Origin of the sequence: Rossellomorea aquimaris (assembly GCF_000935355.1) — a bacterium.
In the GTDB taxonomy this organism is placed as follows: domain Bacteria; phylum Bacillota; class Bacilli; order Bacillales; family Bacillaceae_B; genus Rossellomorea; species Rossellomorea aquimaris_B.
In genome coordinates, this window is sequence record NZ_JXZC01000011.1 from 21,672 (window position 1) to 36,967 (window position 15,296).

Below are 15,296 nucleotides of genomic sequence, written 5' to 3' on the forward strand. Positions count from 1 at the left end.
CCTGACAATCAGATTCTGTTCAAGGTCCGTCCCTCAAATATATAGTATATTGAAATATACTCAACTATTAGTTGGCTACGATGTTGACTAGTTTGCCAGGTACAGCGATGACTTTGCGGATGGTTTTGCCTTCGATTTGGCTTTTGATTTCATCGTTTTCCATGGCTGTTTTTTCAAGATCTTCTTTGTTCATATCACGAGGGATCATGACTTTTGCTTTCACTTTTCCGTTCACTTGAAGGACGATTTCGACTTCGTTGTCCACAAGCTTCGATTCATCGAAAGTCGGCCATGCCTCGTAGGAAATCGTTCCTTCGTGACCAAGCTTGCTCCAAAGTTCTTCCGTCATATGCGGAGCGATCGGAGAAAGAAGCTTGATGAATCCTTCTACATAGTTCTTAGGAAGTGTATCAGCCTTGTATGCATCATTGATGAACACCATCAGCTGGGAAATTCCTGTATTGAAACGAAGGCCTTCGTAATCTTCCGTCACTTTTTTAACAGTTTGGTTATACGTTTTGTCCAGAGCACTGTTCGGTGCATCCGTCACTTTAGAGGAAATTGAACCATCCTCTTCAACAAGCAGGCGCCATACACGGTCAAGGAAGCGACGTGCGCCGTCCAGGCCGTTCGTGCTCCAGGCAATGGAAGCTTCCAGTGGTCCCATAAACATTTCGTAAAGACGAAGGGTATCTGCACCGTGAGATTCTACAACCTCATCCGGATTGACAACATTCCCTTTTGATTTACTCATTTTTTCATTGTTTTCACCCAGGATCATTCCCTGGTTGAATAGTTTTTGGAATGGCTCTTTCGTCGGAACTACGCCGATATCATAAAGGAACTTATGCCAGAAACGGGCATACAGCAAGTGTAGCACCGCATGCTCGGCTCCTCCGATATACGTATCCACAGGCAGCCACTCTTGCATTTTCTTCGCATCGGCAAGAGCTTCTTCGTTATGTGGATCGATATAACGGATATAGTACCAGCAGCTTCCCGCCCACTGTGGCATGGTGTTCGTTTCACGACGGCCCTTTTTGCCTGTTTCAGGATCCTCGACGTTCACCCATTCACTGATGTTCGCAAGTGGAGATTCACCTGTTCCCGACGGTTTGATTTCAGTCGTCTTTGGAAGAACAAGAGGAAGCTCACTTTCAGGAACAGTCGTGGTCGTACCGTCTTCCCAATGAATGACAGGAATCGGCTCTCCCCAGTAACGTTGACGGCTGAATAGCCAGTCACGAAGTCGGTACGTGACTTTCTTCGTTCCGATGTTTTTCTCCTCTAACCAGGAAATGGCTTTCGCAATCGCTTCTTCCTTCCCAAGTCCATCAAGGAAACCGGAATTGACATGATCTCCGTCACCTGTGTAAGCTTCTTTCTCAACATTTCCGCCAGCGACCACTTCCATGATTGGAAGATCGAACTCTTTCGCAAACTCATAATCTCGTTCGTCGTGGGCAGGAACGGCCATGATCGCACCTGAACCGTAGCTCATTAGAACGTAATCTGCGATCCAAATCGGCATTTTCTCACCGTTAGCCGGGTTGATCGCATAAGCGCCTGTGAATACACCCGTTTTTTCTTTTGCAAGATCGGTACGTTCAAGATCACTTTTCGATTTGATCTTATCGATGTATTCATTCACTTTCGAGCTTTGTTCGTCCGTTGTGATTTCCTCTACAAACGGATGCTCAGGAGCAAGAACCGCATATGTCGCACCAAAAATCGTATCAGGACGAGTCGTGAAGACATCGAAGGATTTGTCATGACCATCAATGGTAAAGTTCACTTCCGCCCCTTCAGAACGGCCGATCCAGTTTCGCTGCATATCTTTAATGCTTTCCGGCCAGTCAACCTCTTCAAGGTCTTCCACCAGACGATCGGCATAAGCCGTGATCTTCAGCATCCACTGCTTCATCGGACGGCGCTCTACGGGATGACCTCCCCGTTCGCTCTTCCCATCGATGACTTCTTCATTGGCAAGTACTGTACCAAGGGCCGGACACCAGTTCACGGCTACCTCATCCACATAAGCCAGGCCTTTTTCATAAAGCTTCGTGAAGATCCATTGCGTCCATTTGTAATAGCCCGGATCTGTCGTATTGACTTCACGGTCCCAATCATACGAAAATCCCAGTGACTTGATTTGACGACGGAACGTATCGATATTTTTTTGTGTGAATTCTGCCGGATCATTCCCTGTATCAAGGGCATATTGCTCAGCCGGTAAACCGAATGCATCCCACCCCATCGGATGAAGGACATTGTATCCTTGCATACGCTTCATGCGGGAAAGGATATCCGTTGCCGTAAACCCTTCCGGATGTCCTACATGAAGGCCTGCACCTGATGGATACGGGAACATATCCAATGCGTAGAAATTGGACTTCCCTTCATCTTCAGTCGCCTTGAACGTTTTGTTCTCTTCCCAATACTGCTGCCATTTCGTCTCAACACTTTTATGATTAAAACTCATATTGAGATCCTCCTTTAATTGTCATTCGAAAGGTCGTAAAGTCCCTTTCTTTTTTGAAAAAAATAAAAAAAAACCCTCATCCCAAAAAAATATTTGGGACGAGAGTTTGTATTAACATTCTCCCGCGGTACCACCCACATTAGTGTACGCGCACTCAGCTTCATTCATCCTTAACGCGGAAAACGGCAAGTCTTACTATGGTTCACACTTGCAACTCAGCAGGCGAGTTCATGATGCTTCTGGTTGACTTTCACCACCCGTCAACTCTCTAAAACAGAAAACCTTCATTACTACTCCTGATCAACGTTTCAATATAATTATATGTATTCACTATTTTAGGGAAAAATATACTGAAGCGCAAGCCTATTATTGATTTATGGATGAGATTCTTGTCAATTTTTTGAATGGTTTGGATTACAGGTGACGCTTTTGGAAAAAGTTTTGTCCTCTTTGTTGAAGATCGAGCCGTTCCAATCATAAATCCAGGCCATTTTCATGAAGAATTAAGTCGCTTCGGAAGAATCCAGTCGTTTTGACAAAGAACCCGGGCCGTTTCCGAGAAAAATCCGGCCGTTTTGACAAAGAACCCGACCGTTTTCGAGAGAAATTCAGGAGTCTTGACGAAGAACCTGGCCGTTCTCGAGAAAAATCCAGCCGTTTTGACGAAGAATCCGGCCGTTCTCGAGAAGAATTCAGCCGTTTTGACAAAAAATCCGGCCGAAACCGAAGATAATCCGGCCGTTCCCATCAATAATCCAGCCATTTAACGTTTTTTTTCCAAATCCACCCTCACCATATATCACCGTCACATCAACCTCACCTAAAAAAAAACGACCTCCAACAAGGTCGTTTCTCCTCCATCCAGCTATTGGACCGTATACCCACCATCCAGGACGACTGCCTGCCCGGTGATTCCCCTGGCAGCGTCACTGCACAGGAACATGGTATAGTCTGCAATTTCTTTGACATCGAGTAATCTTCTCTGTGGTACGAGAGGATAGATGACTTCTTCTATCACTCTTTCTAGCGGTATATTGCGTGTTTTGGCAAGGTCCCCCAGCTGATTGCGGACCAGCGGAGTGTCCACGTATCCGGGACAGACCGCATTGACGGTGATTCCATGTTGTGCCGCTTCCAATGCCGCTACCTTCGTCAGGCCGATGACTCCGTGTTTGGCAGAATTATAGGCTGCTTTGCCGGAGAAACCGACCAATCCATTGATGGATGCCATGTTGATGATCCGTCCGGTTCCCTGGTCCTTCATATGAGGCAGGGCATGCTTGATCGCGACAAATGGAGCGGTCAGCATGACTTTTATGAGAAGTTCAAATTTTTCAGTCGGGAACTCTTCAATGTGGGATACATGTTGAAGTCCTGCATTATTGATCAATACATCGAGCTTCCCGTAGTGATCCACCGTTTTAGTAATCGCTTCTTTCAACTCGGATTCCGATGTCACGTCACAGCGCAATCCAAGAACTTCATATCCATCTGCCTTAAGGGCCTCTGAAGCTCCCTGAACGGCATCTTCCTGTAAATCCGTCAGTACGACCTTTGCTCCATTAGCAGCGAATTCTTTTCCGATTTCGTAGCCGATTCCCTGCGCTGCCCCTGTTATGAATACAACTTTATTTTCAACCATGATGATACTCCTTTCTTAGATCCCTAGGCCAAATGAGAATAAAAGAATCGCTATAGCTAAACCGATAAGTGGGACAATGACCGTAACGGCACCAACCGCCCCATAAGCTTCTCCATGTGATTCATTACAGATCGAGCGGATCGTCGTAACGACATATCCATTATGCGGCAATGAATCCAGTGCTCCTGAAGATATCGCCACAACCCGGTGAAGGGCTTCAGGATTCACGCCCATATCAACATAGTGAGGTGCGAGGATCGGCAATGCGATCGCTTGACCACCGGATGCCGAACCAGTCATCCCTGCTATCACACTGACGGCGATTGCTCCACCGATCAATGGAGATCCAGGAATATTCGTCATGACATCAACGGCTGTACTGAAGGCTGGAACGGCTTTGGCCACTCCTCCGAATCCAACAACGGCGGCGGTATTTCCGATGGCGATCAATGCACCTACTGTACCCTCGGAAACAGCACCCCAGAAGCCTTTGAAATATTTGCGATTTAACACATAAGCCGAAATCACACCACCTAATAAGGCAATGATAAGGGCGGATTGTTTTAATGAATCGTGGAATGAAAAAGCCAAAATAAGGACGACTAATAATGGAATCAATCCCATGAACGGGTTAGGTAAAGGTCTTCCTTCATCAATGACAGGATCTTCTTCGCGTGAATGGAACTTCTCTCCCTTATTGACCGCTTTTGTGATCATACGCTTCAACCACCAATAGCCAAACACTGCCATAAACACGGCGACGATCAAGCTGACTTCCCAGCCTGCATAAGGTGTCGTCCCCAGATATTCAATTGGGATCCAGTTTTGGATTTCCGGTGAACCGGCAGAGGTCATCGTGAACGTGACCGAACCGAATGCTAAGGCAGCAGGAATGAAACGGCGCGGCAGATCCGCTTGTTTAAATAAACTAACCGCCATTGGATAAACAGAAAATGCTACAACGAAGAGACTGACGCCGCCATATGTTAGTACGGCACAGGCTGCAACAATGGCCAGAACTGCGTATTTCATCCCCATTTTCTCTACAACGAAACGGGAGACACTATCCGCTGCACCGCTATCTTCCATCACTTTTCCGAACACGGCACCCAACAGGAACATTAGATACCAGGCGGCGACAAAGCTAGTGAATCCTGACATATAATTGCTTACCAGATTCGCTTCCCCTTCAGCCGCCAATTGTGGAAAGAGCGGCATGCCGCTTAACACCGCAACGAACAATGCCGATATAGGGCCAACAATCAATATGTTCATGCCCCTCATCGTTAAAAAGATTAATAAAATGAGTCCTCCAATAAGACCGATCATGCTTAACATGATATCTCCCCCTTTGTTCTCTAAAGATGATTACCTGCAAATGAAATCGTTTACATTTTTATTCAAACCCCTACTCTCCCTTCCATAAAATACTTTCAAACATAATCCTTGCAATAATTGTGCCAACTTTCAGATTACTCCAAACTCATTTATATCCACACTTAAATATTATTTGGATTCCGAGATTCTGGACGAATTCATTCATTAAGTCACAAAATGTACACTTTTGTACTAAAAATAAAAGAGTCCGGAAACATGGACTACTTTCCATATTTCCGGACACCCGGCACAACCACATCATAGAAGCTGATATTTATTCAATTTTTCATACATGCTTGATTTGCTTATCCCCAAAGACTCTGCAACCTTTCGTTTATCGTGCTGGTGGGTTTGCAGGCTTTGTGCCAACACGGATTTCTCCGTTTCTTCGAGTATTTCTTTTAATGATTTGGATCCTACGTCATACAAGTTTCCTGCCTTCATATAAGAAGGTAGGGACTGAAGGGAAATCTTGCTTCCATTAGACAAATAGGTGGATGCGTTAATGACATTTTCTAACTCACGCAGATTCCCCGGCCAGCTATAAGAAAGAAATATCTGCATCACTTCGTTTTCGAAGCCTTGAATCCGTTTTCCCGAGGATTTTGTCGATTTTTCCAAGAAAAAAGCTGCCAATGTCTCGATATCTTCCTTCCGTTCACGGAGAGGTGGAATTTGAAAAGGAACGACGTTAATACGATAATACAGATCACTTCGAAATCGCTTTTCTTCCATCATCTTTTCAAGTGGGCGGTTGGTGGCGGCAACAATACGGACATCCACATGTTGAACACGGTTTGAACCGACTGCCTCGACCTCCCCTTCCTGTAAAACCCTTAGAAGCTTCGCCTGCATATTGAGGGGCATGTCCCCAATTTCATCAAGAAACAGTGTACCCTTATGAGCCAGCTGAAACTTTCCTTTCTTACCTCCTTTTTTCGCCCCTGTAAAAGCACCCTCCTCATAACCGAATAGCTCTGATTCCAGAAGTTGCTCTGGAATCGCTGCGCAGTTCACTTTAATAAAGGGTTGTCCACTCCTTTCACTGAGCTGGTGGATACTGTGAGCGAACAACTCTTTACCGGTCCCACTTTCCCCTCTGATGAGGATGGAGATATCACTGGGAGCGATCATTTGGGCTTTGTCTTTCAGCTCATTCATGCCAGGTGATTCACCGATGATATCATTCAGCGAGTATTTCACTCCGGTATTGATGTCTTGAATATAGCTTTGAATTTTCGACATCATGTTCTTCACGTGAGAACTCATTTGCATCCATTCACTCGTGTCCCGAAAGATAACAGACCCAAATGCTCCAATCACCTTTCCATCAATCCGGATCGGAATTCGATTGGCGATCATATAGTTTCCTTTTATATATTGAAGATCTGCCACTTCTTCTTTGCCGGTGCCAGCGACAATATGCATTCGTGTATTTTCAATGACGTTTGTCACATGCGAGCCAATCGCTTTATCCCGCTCAACTTCAAGGAAGCGACAGTAATTGTCATTTATGTAGATAATCGTGCCTTCATCATCAACGACGACCAACCATTCGAAAGCGTTCTCAAGAATGATTTCAATCATTTCGACGGATACCTTTTTTAATAAGCTTCCCATTTCCATTTCCTCCTCTATTTTGCAAGAGAACATATATATCTATAGTAGCACATACACTCACCAGGGTTTCGAAAATGAATCCGTTTTCCAATCATTTCAATTTCCAGTAGAGATTCGGTTTAATCTATACGGTATTAGGGAAACTTCTTAACAATGAATGGAGGAATGAAAGGATGAAAATCGCAGAACTGAAAATATTTTATTTCGAAGACGATGGAATCATCCCGAATAACCCGGACCTTCCCGTACTCATATACCGGAATGCACTTGATCATCCTAATGGCGCCGAAGAGCTCTTCAACCGGAATCAATGGCTCAATAGTTGGACAAATGGCATATATGATTACCACCATTACCATAGTAATGCACATGAAGTATTAGGGGTAATGGAAGGTGAGGCAACGGTTCAATTAGGCGGTGAAATGGGCGAAGAAGTGACGGTCCATAAAGGTGATGTGATCGTCCTCCCAGCCGGAACCGGACATAAGAAATTATCCGCAAGTCCCGACTTTAAAGTCGCAGGAGCCTATCCGAACGGTGACGATTATAATTTGAAAAAAGGTTCATTACGAGAACGGCCCAGTGTATTGATTGAAATTAAGAGCGTTCTGCGTCCGACGTTGGACCCTGTGTTTGGAGAAACGGGTCCACTCATAAAATATTGGCTCAAGAAATTGGATTAAGCTAACGTTCTGCATCCAGTTGATTACGTTATTATTCGATTTTTTCCATTCCTATTCCTTTATTGTAATACTTCTTAGAAACGACTATAAATCATTCTGAAACTTCCTGTAATCTAAGTGATTAGATTATTTTATTGAAATAGTCTTGTTTTCTTATAAGTCCTATGCTATTCTATTATAGCGATGAGCTGAATTGTGTAAGTCGGGGATCACGTCCTTGTGACAACAAACGATGTGGCGTTTGCTGATCTCCCGCCTCAATTTTTTGCAAGTGGGCTTCCGTAGGAAACGGGAGCCCTTTTTATATGGAAAAAACCCCAATGATTTCTCATTGGGGTTTTCTTTATTGTTGAACTGATACGGACACAGCGCTTTTCTTTTTCAATGGACGATCATATTGACTCGTAATCACTAATGAGACCATGAAGAAAACGATCAACGTCATAAACAGCACCTGCATGCTGAATAGGTCCACTAATACTCCTCCCATAAACGGCCCAATCATTCTTCCTCCTGTTGCTGTACTATTCACGATTCCCTGATAGAACCCTTCTCTCCCTTTTGGAGCAAGTGAGTTGGCTATCGTAGGGACAGCCGGCCATACCAGCATTTCACCAATCGTCATAATGACCATCGCGATCGCAAACCATTGAAATTGATCGGCAATCGAAGCCACGCCGAACGAAACCATGAAAATAATCGTCCCAATCATGATTTGAAGCTTTAAATTATGTTCAAAACGCTTGATGGCTTTTGATAGTAGTGGCTGCGCAAGCACAATCAACGCTCCATTGATCGTCCACAGTAAACTATATTGTTTCAAGGAAATATTGATTTCCTGAGTGTACGTCGCAATAGTGGATTGCCATTGAACATAGCCCACCCAGCATAATAAATAGGCCGCACAAATGAAGAGCAGGGCCTTCAGCTTCGATGTATCCCTTATCATCTTAGACTCATTCAACACAGATGTTTGATGACCGTTAATGGAAATGTTTCGATAACCAAATAAGGCAATGAAGAAAAAGACGATATACATACTAAGATTCGCTAAGAATATATAGTTAAAGGAAAATGAGGCGACGAACCCACCTAGTGCGGCTCCAACGGCAACTCCAATGTTTTGCGCCACATAGACAGAATTGAATGCTTTCCGTCCACCTTCCGGCCAAACCGAACCTGCCATGGCATACATGGAAGGAAATACGATTCCAGAGCCAAATCCGACAATCGTCAAGAAGACAACATAGTGTGGCCAGCCATGCCAAATATTCATCCCTACCAAAGCAGTTAAGGTAATGGAAATTCCCAATAGAATGGAACGATATCCACCAAACTTATCAAAGAGTGTTCCCCCGATCAGATTTCCAATGACACTCGCACCTGCGTTGATCATCAGCACAATTCCCGCTACAGAAAGTGATTTCCCTAAATTCTCATGTAAATAAATTGTATTAAGAGGCCATAAAAAAGAGGCACCTGTCACATTCACCATCATTCCAATGACAAGCAACCATAATGATTTGGGCATGATTCTGCCCCCTTTCCACCCTTTTATTTCGAGTCCCAAAAGGATTTTACTCTTTTTTGTGGAAGGGGGCAAGAATTATTTCTTAAAATGGATGTCCTTTTTTCAAATTAAAAAAACTAGGTGCCACCATTAATAGCACCTAGCTTTAGACAATCATTTTCCGTTATGATGATCGGACTTGACAGGCTGTCCCTTTTTTTCGTATCGCTTTTTCGCAGCTTTAACAGGATTGTTTTCAGCCCCGAATTCTGTATCAAGATTGCGGAAGTCACTCCTGGTTTTTTGTTCAGGGTTTTTTTTGTCAGAACGTGTGGTCAATGTAATTTACCTCCTACTACATTTGGATCGTGATCTAACAAAATCATTTCATTTTGCATGTTTTGAAGCTGAAGTCTCATGCGATGCAATTGTTCACGCTGTTGAGAGTTCGCACTATTGGCTAAATGAGCTACATCATTCACCGCTGCTTCAAGCTGTTGCATGGCTTGAGTATATTCTACATCATGATAATGCTCCTGCTGTGACCCTGATTTATATTGTTCTTGAGCGTAACGAATGGCATCTTCACACTTTTGAATGCATTCATCGATCGAATTTCTTGTGGCCATTCCGACTACCTCCTTGACGTTTGGAATAAAGAAGAGGAAGGTCCTATCCATACTCTCCTCCACCTTAGTTTGAACCTGATTGCCCGTTTCAGAAGTGGTAATCTTCGCCTATTTCTTTATGCAGGATACATTTGACCCGGTGTTCATGTTAAAATCTTTTTGAGCGTCATACATACTGCTACACACATTGAAAACTAGGAGGTGTTTGTCATCGGGACAAACCCATTTCTATATGCCACAGATACCAAACGATATCATACGTGGAACTATCATTTGCGAAACCATTTTGGACACAAGGTCTTTAAGGTTGCCCTGGACGGAGGCTTCGATTGCCCGAACCGGGATGGCACCGTCGCCCATGGAGGATGCACATTTTGCAGTGCTGCAGGCTCTGGTGATTTTGCCGGAAGCAGGGTCGACTCTTTAGAAAAACAATTCAATGATATTAAGGAAAGAATGCACAAAAAGTGGAAAGATGGGAAGTACATGGCGTATTTCCAAGCATTCACGAACACTCACGCACCTGTCGATGTGCTGAGAGAGAAATATGAATCAGTTCTCGGACAAGAGGGCGTTGTTGGTATTTCTATCGCTACCCGTCCGGATTGTCTTCCTGACGATGTAGTCGACTACTTAGCTGAATTGAACGAAAGAACCTATTTATGGGTAGAACTGGGACTTCAAACCGTTCATGAAAAAACCGCCGGATTGATCAATCGGGCCCACGATTATCAATGCTATGTCGAAGGCGTCAATAAATTAAGAAAGCACGGTATACGGGTGTGTTCCCATATTATTAACGGACTGCCTCAAGAAAATGAAGAAATGATGATGGAAACAGCACGTGAAGTGGCCAAACTTGACGTCCAGGGAATCAAAATCCACCTCTTGCATTTACTGAAAGGAACTCCAATGGTCAAGCAATATGAAAAAGGACTGCTTGACTTCATGGATTTCGATCATTACGTGAAATTGGTTTGCGATCAGCTGGAAGTCATCCCACCGGAGATGATCGTTCACCGCATTACCGGGGACGGACCTATCGACCTGATGATCGGACCGATGTGGAGCGTGAATAAATGGAATGTATTGAACGCGATTGACGATGAACTAAAACGCCGGGACAGCTGGCAGGGAAAATTTTATAAAGTGGATGTGAAAACATGAAATTAGATCGAATCTTACCTTTTGCAAGAGAGCTTCTGGAACGGGCTGTGAAACCGGGAGACATTACTATAGACGCTACACTAGGGAACGGACATGACACCTTATTCCTGGCCCGGTTAGTCGGAGAAAACGGACGGGTATACGGTTTTGATATTCAAGAGGAAGCCATCGAAAACACGAAGGAACAGCTCATCACCCATGATCTTGCTCACCGGGTGACACTCTTTCACCAAGGTCACGAGACTGTTATGAACGTCATTCCTCCATTGCATCACGGGAAAGTGACGGGGGCAGTATTTAATCTTGGATACTTACCAGGCGGTGACAAGGAGATCGTTACCCGTCCGAAGACCACGATACTCGCCTTGAACCAGATCCTGGAAATGATGGCACCTGAAGGGATTCTCGTCCTTGTCATTTATCACGGACATCCTGAGGGTGCCGTAGAGAGGGATTACCTCCTTCGCTACGTTGAAAGACTGGATCAAAACTATGTGCATGTCCTGAGATACCAATTCATAAATCAGCTGAATAATCCTCCATTCATTGTGGCATTGGAGAAGAGATGAAAAAAGTAAAAATAGGGACGGACCTTTTTGAGGTCCGTCCCTATTTTTTATAACAATTCGTTTGCGATTAATTCAAATGATTTAAGTTTGTCCTGGAAGTCGTATGTGATGCTGACGAGCATGATTTCATCAGTTTGGTACTGTTCACTGAGTGAAAGTAGTTGTTCTTTCACTTTTTTAGGATTTCCGACGACCATGCGTTTGCGATTTTCACGGACTCTCATTTCTTCAAAAGGCGTGTACTGATAAGCTGCCGCTTTTTCAGGGCTTGGTGTCCCGTTTGAACGCATGCCTTGTTCGATCATAAGGATCGCTAAGTCGATGCTGGATGCGACTCTCTCTGCTTCTTCATCCGTTTCAGCACAGACGGCAAACACGGCTACGATGTTTTTGGGCTCCTTCAGATACTTGGAAGGAACAAAGTTATTTCTGTAAGCCTGCGTATATTGGGGACCGCCCTCCCCATTAATAAATTGTGCAAAGGTATACGGTAATCCTTTTTGTGCCGCCAGCATCGCACTGGATGGACTTGAACCGAGCATCCATACTTCCGGCATCGTTTCGATCATCGGGGCTGCCGTCAAACCTTGGTACGGATGTGTGTCTGGTAAGGAATCCGTCAAATATCCAAGGAGGTCATCGATTTGTTCCGGATAACGATTGACGTCCCTCGGCTTTCCGTCGTGCAGGGCCATCGTTGCCATCGGCATTCCGCCAGGTGCCCTTCCGAGGCCTAAGTCAATCCGATTCGGATTCAACCCTTCAAGCAATCGGAAGTTTTCCGCTACCTTGTATGAAGAGTAATGAGGAAGCATGACCCCTCCGGAACCGACACGGATTTTTGATGTATTCTGTGCAAGGTGAGCGATCAAGACCTCTGGTGAAGATCCGGCAAGACCCGTTGAATCATGATGCTCTGATACCCAGAAACGTTCAAATCCCAACTTTTCGGCATGCTGAGCTAATTGTACTGTATGTTGTAAAGCCTCTTGAGGGCTCATTCCTTCTGAAATGGGTGACTGATCTAAAATACTTAGCTTGATAGTCAAAATGGACATCTCCTTTTATTGATGTGAGTATTATTATCAATTCCATAGTAAAAAATGTCCACTAACATGCTTAAAGGGTGACTGCCAGGAAGGCAGTCACCCTTTACTTACTTATTTTTTGTAGATCAACACTTTACCGACTGTACCGTCAGCACTTTCTCCTGTTACACGGAAATTCAATCCGTAGTTCGGTACGTTACGTCCAGCGTCTATCAATCCTTTGTTGCTGTAATCCGCACTGTCGTCGAATAATGGATTTTGAGCAGTTTTATTGTCTTTCAGAGTGATTCCAAGAAGGTCGCTATAGTCCAGGAACATTTTCTCTGATTTGTTCAAACTGAACGCAGCATCATGTACTTGGTAGCGTGTACCAGCCACAGCTCCATCACTCCAGAAGTTTGTACTTTGGTCTGCATCCACTACGCCGACAAATCCATCCCCTGGATGAACGCCAGTCCAGTTTTCACTGAATTGCTTATCGACATACCATACCACTAAACCATCGTCGAATTGCATTAGGCTCGCACCACGGCGGATGTTGGCAAGACCTTCATCTACACCGTTGTGGCTGCGCCATTCCAGTAGGTAGTAGTGTTCGGAGCGTTTGATACCGTCGTTTTTCGTGAAGCCGTCTAAATTGAATTTAGCGTCGCCTTCAGCGTCATCAAACAATACTTCTTGTCCATCGACTACTACAGAAAGATCATCTGCATAGAATCCTGGATTCGAAACGGCAGCATCCGTTACATACTCAATGGCAACTTCAACTTCTTGACCAGCATAAGCTGAAAGGTCGAAAGAAGCGTCAATCCAGCCGTTAGAAGAACCAGTGATACCATTTCCAAGATTAGAATCATGTGGATTAGTATCGGTCGTAATATCACTTGCCACCGGCTCACCGTTCACCGTTACATATGCATAATCCCAGTCCGTTTCAATGTCATACCAAGCCTTGAAATTGAACTTTGCAGATGTAGCATTCGTTAAATCCACAGTAGTCGATAAATAATTGTGTAAGTCATCAGCACTTCCAGAGAAGTACTCATACTCACCGCTAGCAGGCTCATTGATGACTGTTTCTTTTTGTGGAAGATTGACTTTCACTACGTCGTTGTTTGTTCCTTTTGTGTTTGCTTCGTCAAGTAATGCTACCGTTCCTTCATTAGTAACGTTCTCTAAATTGATTTCAGATCCAGTTAACCAGTTACCTTCTGTCCCTTCATTATCAACAACGGCTGATTCTTGAAGCATTTCCTTCATGTAAGGACTGAATCCGGTAGGCTGAGTCCCAGGAATGTCCCCAGCCCAGCTTCCGCTTGACATGATGGACCAGTAGCTGACCGGTTCTCCTGCGCCGGTATACTGAGTATCATATTCGTCCGGAAGGCCTAAATCATGTCCGAATTCATGGGCCATGACTCCGACAGCACCGTCTTCAGGTTCGATCGTGTAGTCATAAGCAGCCATGGCTCCACCCCAATATGGAACTGTCGCTTCAGTTCCCGGAAGAGCATGAACCCCGCCAAGATTCCAGCGATGAGACCAGATTGCATCTGATCCCAACGATCCACCACCAGCTTCTTCACCGACACCAGAGTGAATAACCATTAAGTGGTCAACCAGCCCGTCTGCCTCAAGGTAATTTCCATCTCCGTCAAGGTCGTAACGATCCCATTTGTCATAATCAGCAATGTTTACGGTTGGATCTGCCGCCGCCGCCGCCAACGCTTCTTTTACAAGGCCGCGTGCATTGACATCACTATCGTCTTCAGTAGGATAGTTGCCACCATACTCAGCTGCAGGCTTACTCGCTGTATACCAACCAGCAACTTCACCTTCAACAGAATAGCTTCCACCCGACTGTTGTTCATAGTATTGCTTCATGGAAACATAGTTTTTACCGTCAGGGCCTGTCCAACCGCCTGTACCAAACAACATATCCTGATAGTGCTCACGGGAATAAGCATCTTCACCTTCGTAGTACATATCTGTTTCATCAGCTGTCATAGAATTATGTGGCTTGTCCGGATAATCAACTAAAAGTACCAATACCTTATCCGTACGCATTTCACCGTCATACGCTTCTTCTTTCACAGACTCTGGTGAATTCTTCTTGGCTTGTCCCAATTTATTTCCTTTTCCATTTGTCAAATCATTGTCTTTCATTTGTTTCTGAAGCTTAACTTTTTCAGAAGCTTCATTTTCATGTAATTCTCCTGCTTCTTTTTCAGCAGAATCCGCTTTCGCTTTCAAGAACTTCTGCAGTGCTTTTTCAGCCTCAGCAGGTGTCGCATTTTGTTTGATTTTCCCGTCTTTTTTCAACATTTCAATCAGGCGTTCGTCATTCGCAATCCCTAAATCGAAAGGCCCTCCATGCTTATGTTCGTGTTTCACCGTTGGCTTTGCTAACACATTTTCAGGCACTGTGGTTGCAGCTGATGCAGGTACAGCAAATGCCCCTACACTTAATGCCGCAGCCATGGCCATTGTTAATACTTTACGTGATTTCAAACAGTATTCCCCCTCTTTTTTCTGTACTAAATTTTTACACTAATTAAAATATACTCC

Annotated in this window: 13 protein-coding genes and 1 other annotated feature; of the genes, 4 read left to right on the forward strand and 9 right to left on the reverse strand. The window is 44.5% G+C overall.

What is annotated here, in order from left to right; genetic code table 11:
• Positions 1 to 67 precede the first annotated feature (67 nt).
• Positions 68 to 2,482: a leucine--tRNA ligase gene (leuS, locus tag TV75_RS18625; protein WP_044340315.1), complete on the reverse strand. Its 2,415-nt coding sequence runs from the start codon at positions 2,480 to 2,482 to the stop codon at positions 68 to 70.
• A 91-nt stretch (positions 2,483 to 2,573) separates the two neighbouring features.
• Positions 2,574 to 2,795 (reverse strand) — a binding site (T-box leader).
• 304 nt (positions 2,796 to 3,099) lie between these two features.
• Here leuS and TV75_RS21975 point away from each other — a divergent pair.
• Complete coding sequence (locus tag TV75_RS21975; RefSeq protein ID WP_156142525.1) at positions 3,100 to 3,249, forward strand: hypothetical protein; 150 nt, start codon at positions 3,100 to 3,102, stop codon at positions 3,247 to 3,249.
• A 98-nt stretch (positions 3,250 to 3,347) separates the two neighbouring features.
• On the opposite strand, the gene TV75_RS18635 is transcribed toward TV75_RS21975, so the two are convergent.
• The 3 genes from TV75_RS18635 to TV75_RS18645 form a co-directional block, all read right to left on the reverse strand.
• Positions 3,348 to 4,124: a 3-hydroxybutyrate dehydrogenase gene (locus tag TV75_RS18635; RefSeq protein WP_044340317.1), complete on the reverse strand. Its 777-nt coding sequence runs from the start codon at positions 4,122 to 4,124 to the stop codon at positions 3,348 to 3,350.
• A 15-nt stretch (positions 4,125 to 4,139) separates the two neighbouring features.
• Positions 4,140 to 5,462 (reverse strand): GntP family permease, encoded by a 1,323-nt coding sequence (locus tag TV75_RS18640; protein ID WP_044340318.1) that lies wholly within the window; start codon positions 5,460 to 5,462, stop codon positions 4,140 to 4,142.
• A gap of 297 nt (positions 5,463 to 5,759) precedes the next feature.
• Positions 5,760 to 7,121, reverse strand: a complete 1,362-nt coding sequence (locus TV75_RS18645) for a sigma-54 interaction domain-containing protein (RefSeq protein WP_044340319.1) — start codon at positions 7,119 to 7,121, stop codon at positions 5,760 to 5,762.
• A gap of 173 nt (positions 7,122 to 7,294) precedes the next feature.
• Here TV75_RS18645 and TV75_RS18650 point away from each other — a divergent pair, with 173 nt between their 5' ends.
• A complete protein-coding gene (locus TV75_RS18650) occupies positions 7,295 to 7,804 on the forward strand; it encodes a cupin domain-containing protein (RefSeq protein ID WP_044340320.1) in 510 nt (169 codons plus the stop codon).
• 343 nt (positions 7,805 to 8,147) lie between these two features.
• On the opposite strand, the gene TV75_RS18655 is transcribed toward TV75_RS18650, so the two are convergent.
• From TV75_RS18655 to TV75_RS18665, 3 genes are all read right to left on the reverse strand, one after another.
• The gene (locus tag TV75_RS18655; RefSeq protein WP_044340321.1) at positions 8,148 to 9,335 is read right to left on the reverse strand and encodes an MDR family MFS transporter; all 1,188 of its coding nucleotides are present in this window, start codon (positions 9,333 to 9,335) and stop codon (positions 8,148 to 8,150) included.
• Positions 9,336 to 9,488: 153 nt separating this feature from the next.
• The gene (locus tag TV75_RS18660) at positions 9,489 to 9,653 is read right to left on the reverse strand and encodes a hypothetical protein (RefSeq protein ID WP_044340322.1); all 165 of its coding nucleotides are present in this window, start codon (positions 9,651 to 9,653) and stop codon (positions 9,489 to 9,491) included.
• Positions 9,650 to 9,943: a YtzC family protein gene (locus TV75_RS18665; RefSeq protein ID WP_044340369.1), complete on the reverse strand. Its 294-nt coding sequence runs from the start codon at positions 9,941 to 9,943 to the stop codon at positions 9,650 to 9,652. The genes TV75_RS18660 and TV75_RS18665 overlap by 4 nt, the downstream gene beginning before the upstream one ends.
• A 201-nt stretch (positions 9,944 to 10,144) precedes the next feature.
• On the opposite strand from TV75_RS18665, the gene TV75_RS18670 reads away from it, so the two are divergent.
• Together TV75_RS18670 and TV75_RS18675 are read left to right on the forward strand one after the other, a co-directional pair.
• The gene (locus TV75_RS18670) at positions 10,145 to 11,110 is read left to right on the forward strand and encodes a TIGR01212 family radical SAM protein (protein ID WP_082051356.1); all 966 of its coding nucleotides are present in this window, start codon (positions 10,145 to 10,147) and stop codon (positions 11,108 to 11,110) included.
• Entirely contained in the window at positions 11,107 to 11,679 is a 573-nt protein-coding gene (locus tag TV75_RS18675) for a class I SAM-dependent methyltransferase (protein WP_044340323.1), read from the forward strand. The genes TV75_RS18670 and TV75_RS18675 overlap by 4 nt, the downstream gene beginning before the upstream one ends.
• 47 nt (positions 11,680 to 11,726) lie before the next feature.
• Here the strand turns inward: TV75_RS18675 and TV75_RS18680 are convergent, their stop codons facing one another.
• Positions 11,727 to 12,728 (reverse strand): LLM class flavin-dependent oxidoreductase, encoded by a 1,002-nt coding sequence (locus tag TV75_RS18680; RefSeq protein WP_044340324.1) that lies wholly within the window; start codon positions 12,726 to 12,728, stop codon positions 11,727 to 11,729.
• Positions 12,729 to 12,839: 111 nt separating this feature from the next.
• Complete coding sequence (locus TV75_RS18685; RefSeq protein WP_437176722.1) at positions 12,840 to 15,215, reverse strand: immune inhibitor A domain-containing protein; 2,376 nt, start codon at positions 15,213 to 15,215, stop codon at positions 12,840 to 12,842.
• Positions 15,216 to 15,296: the final 81 nt, after the last annotated feature.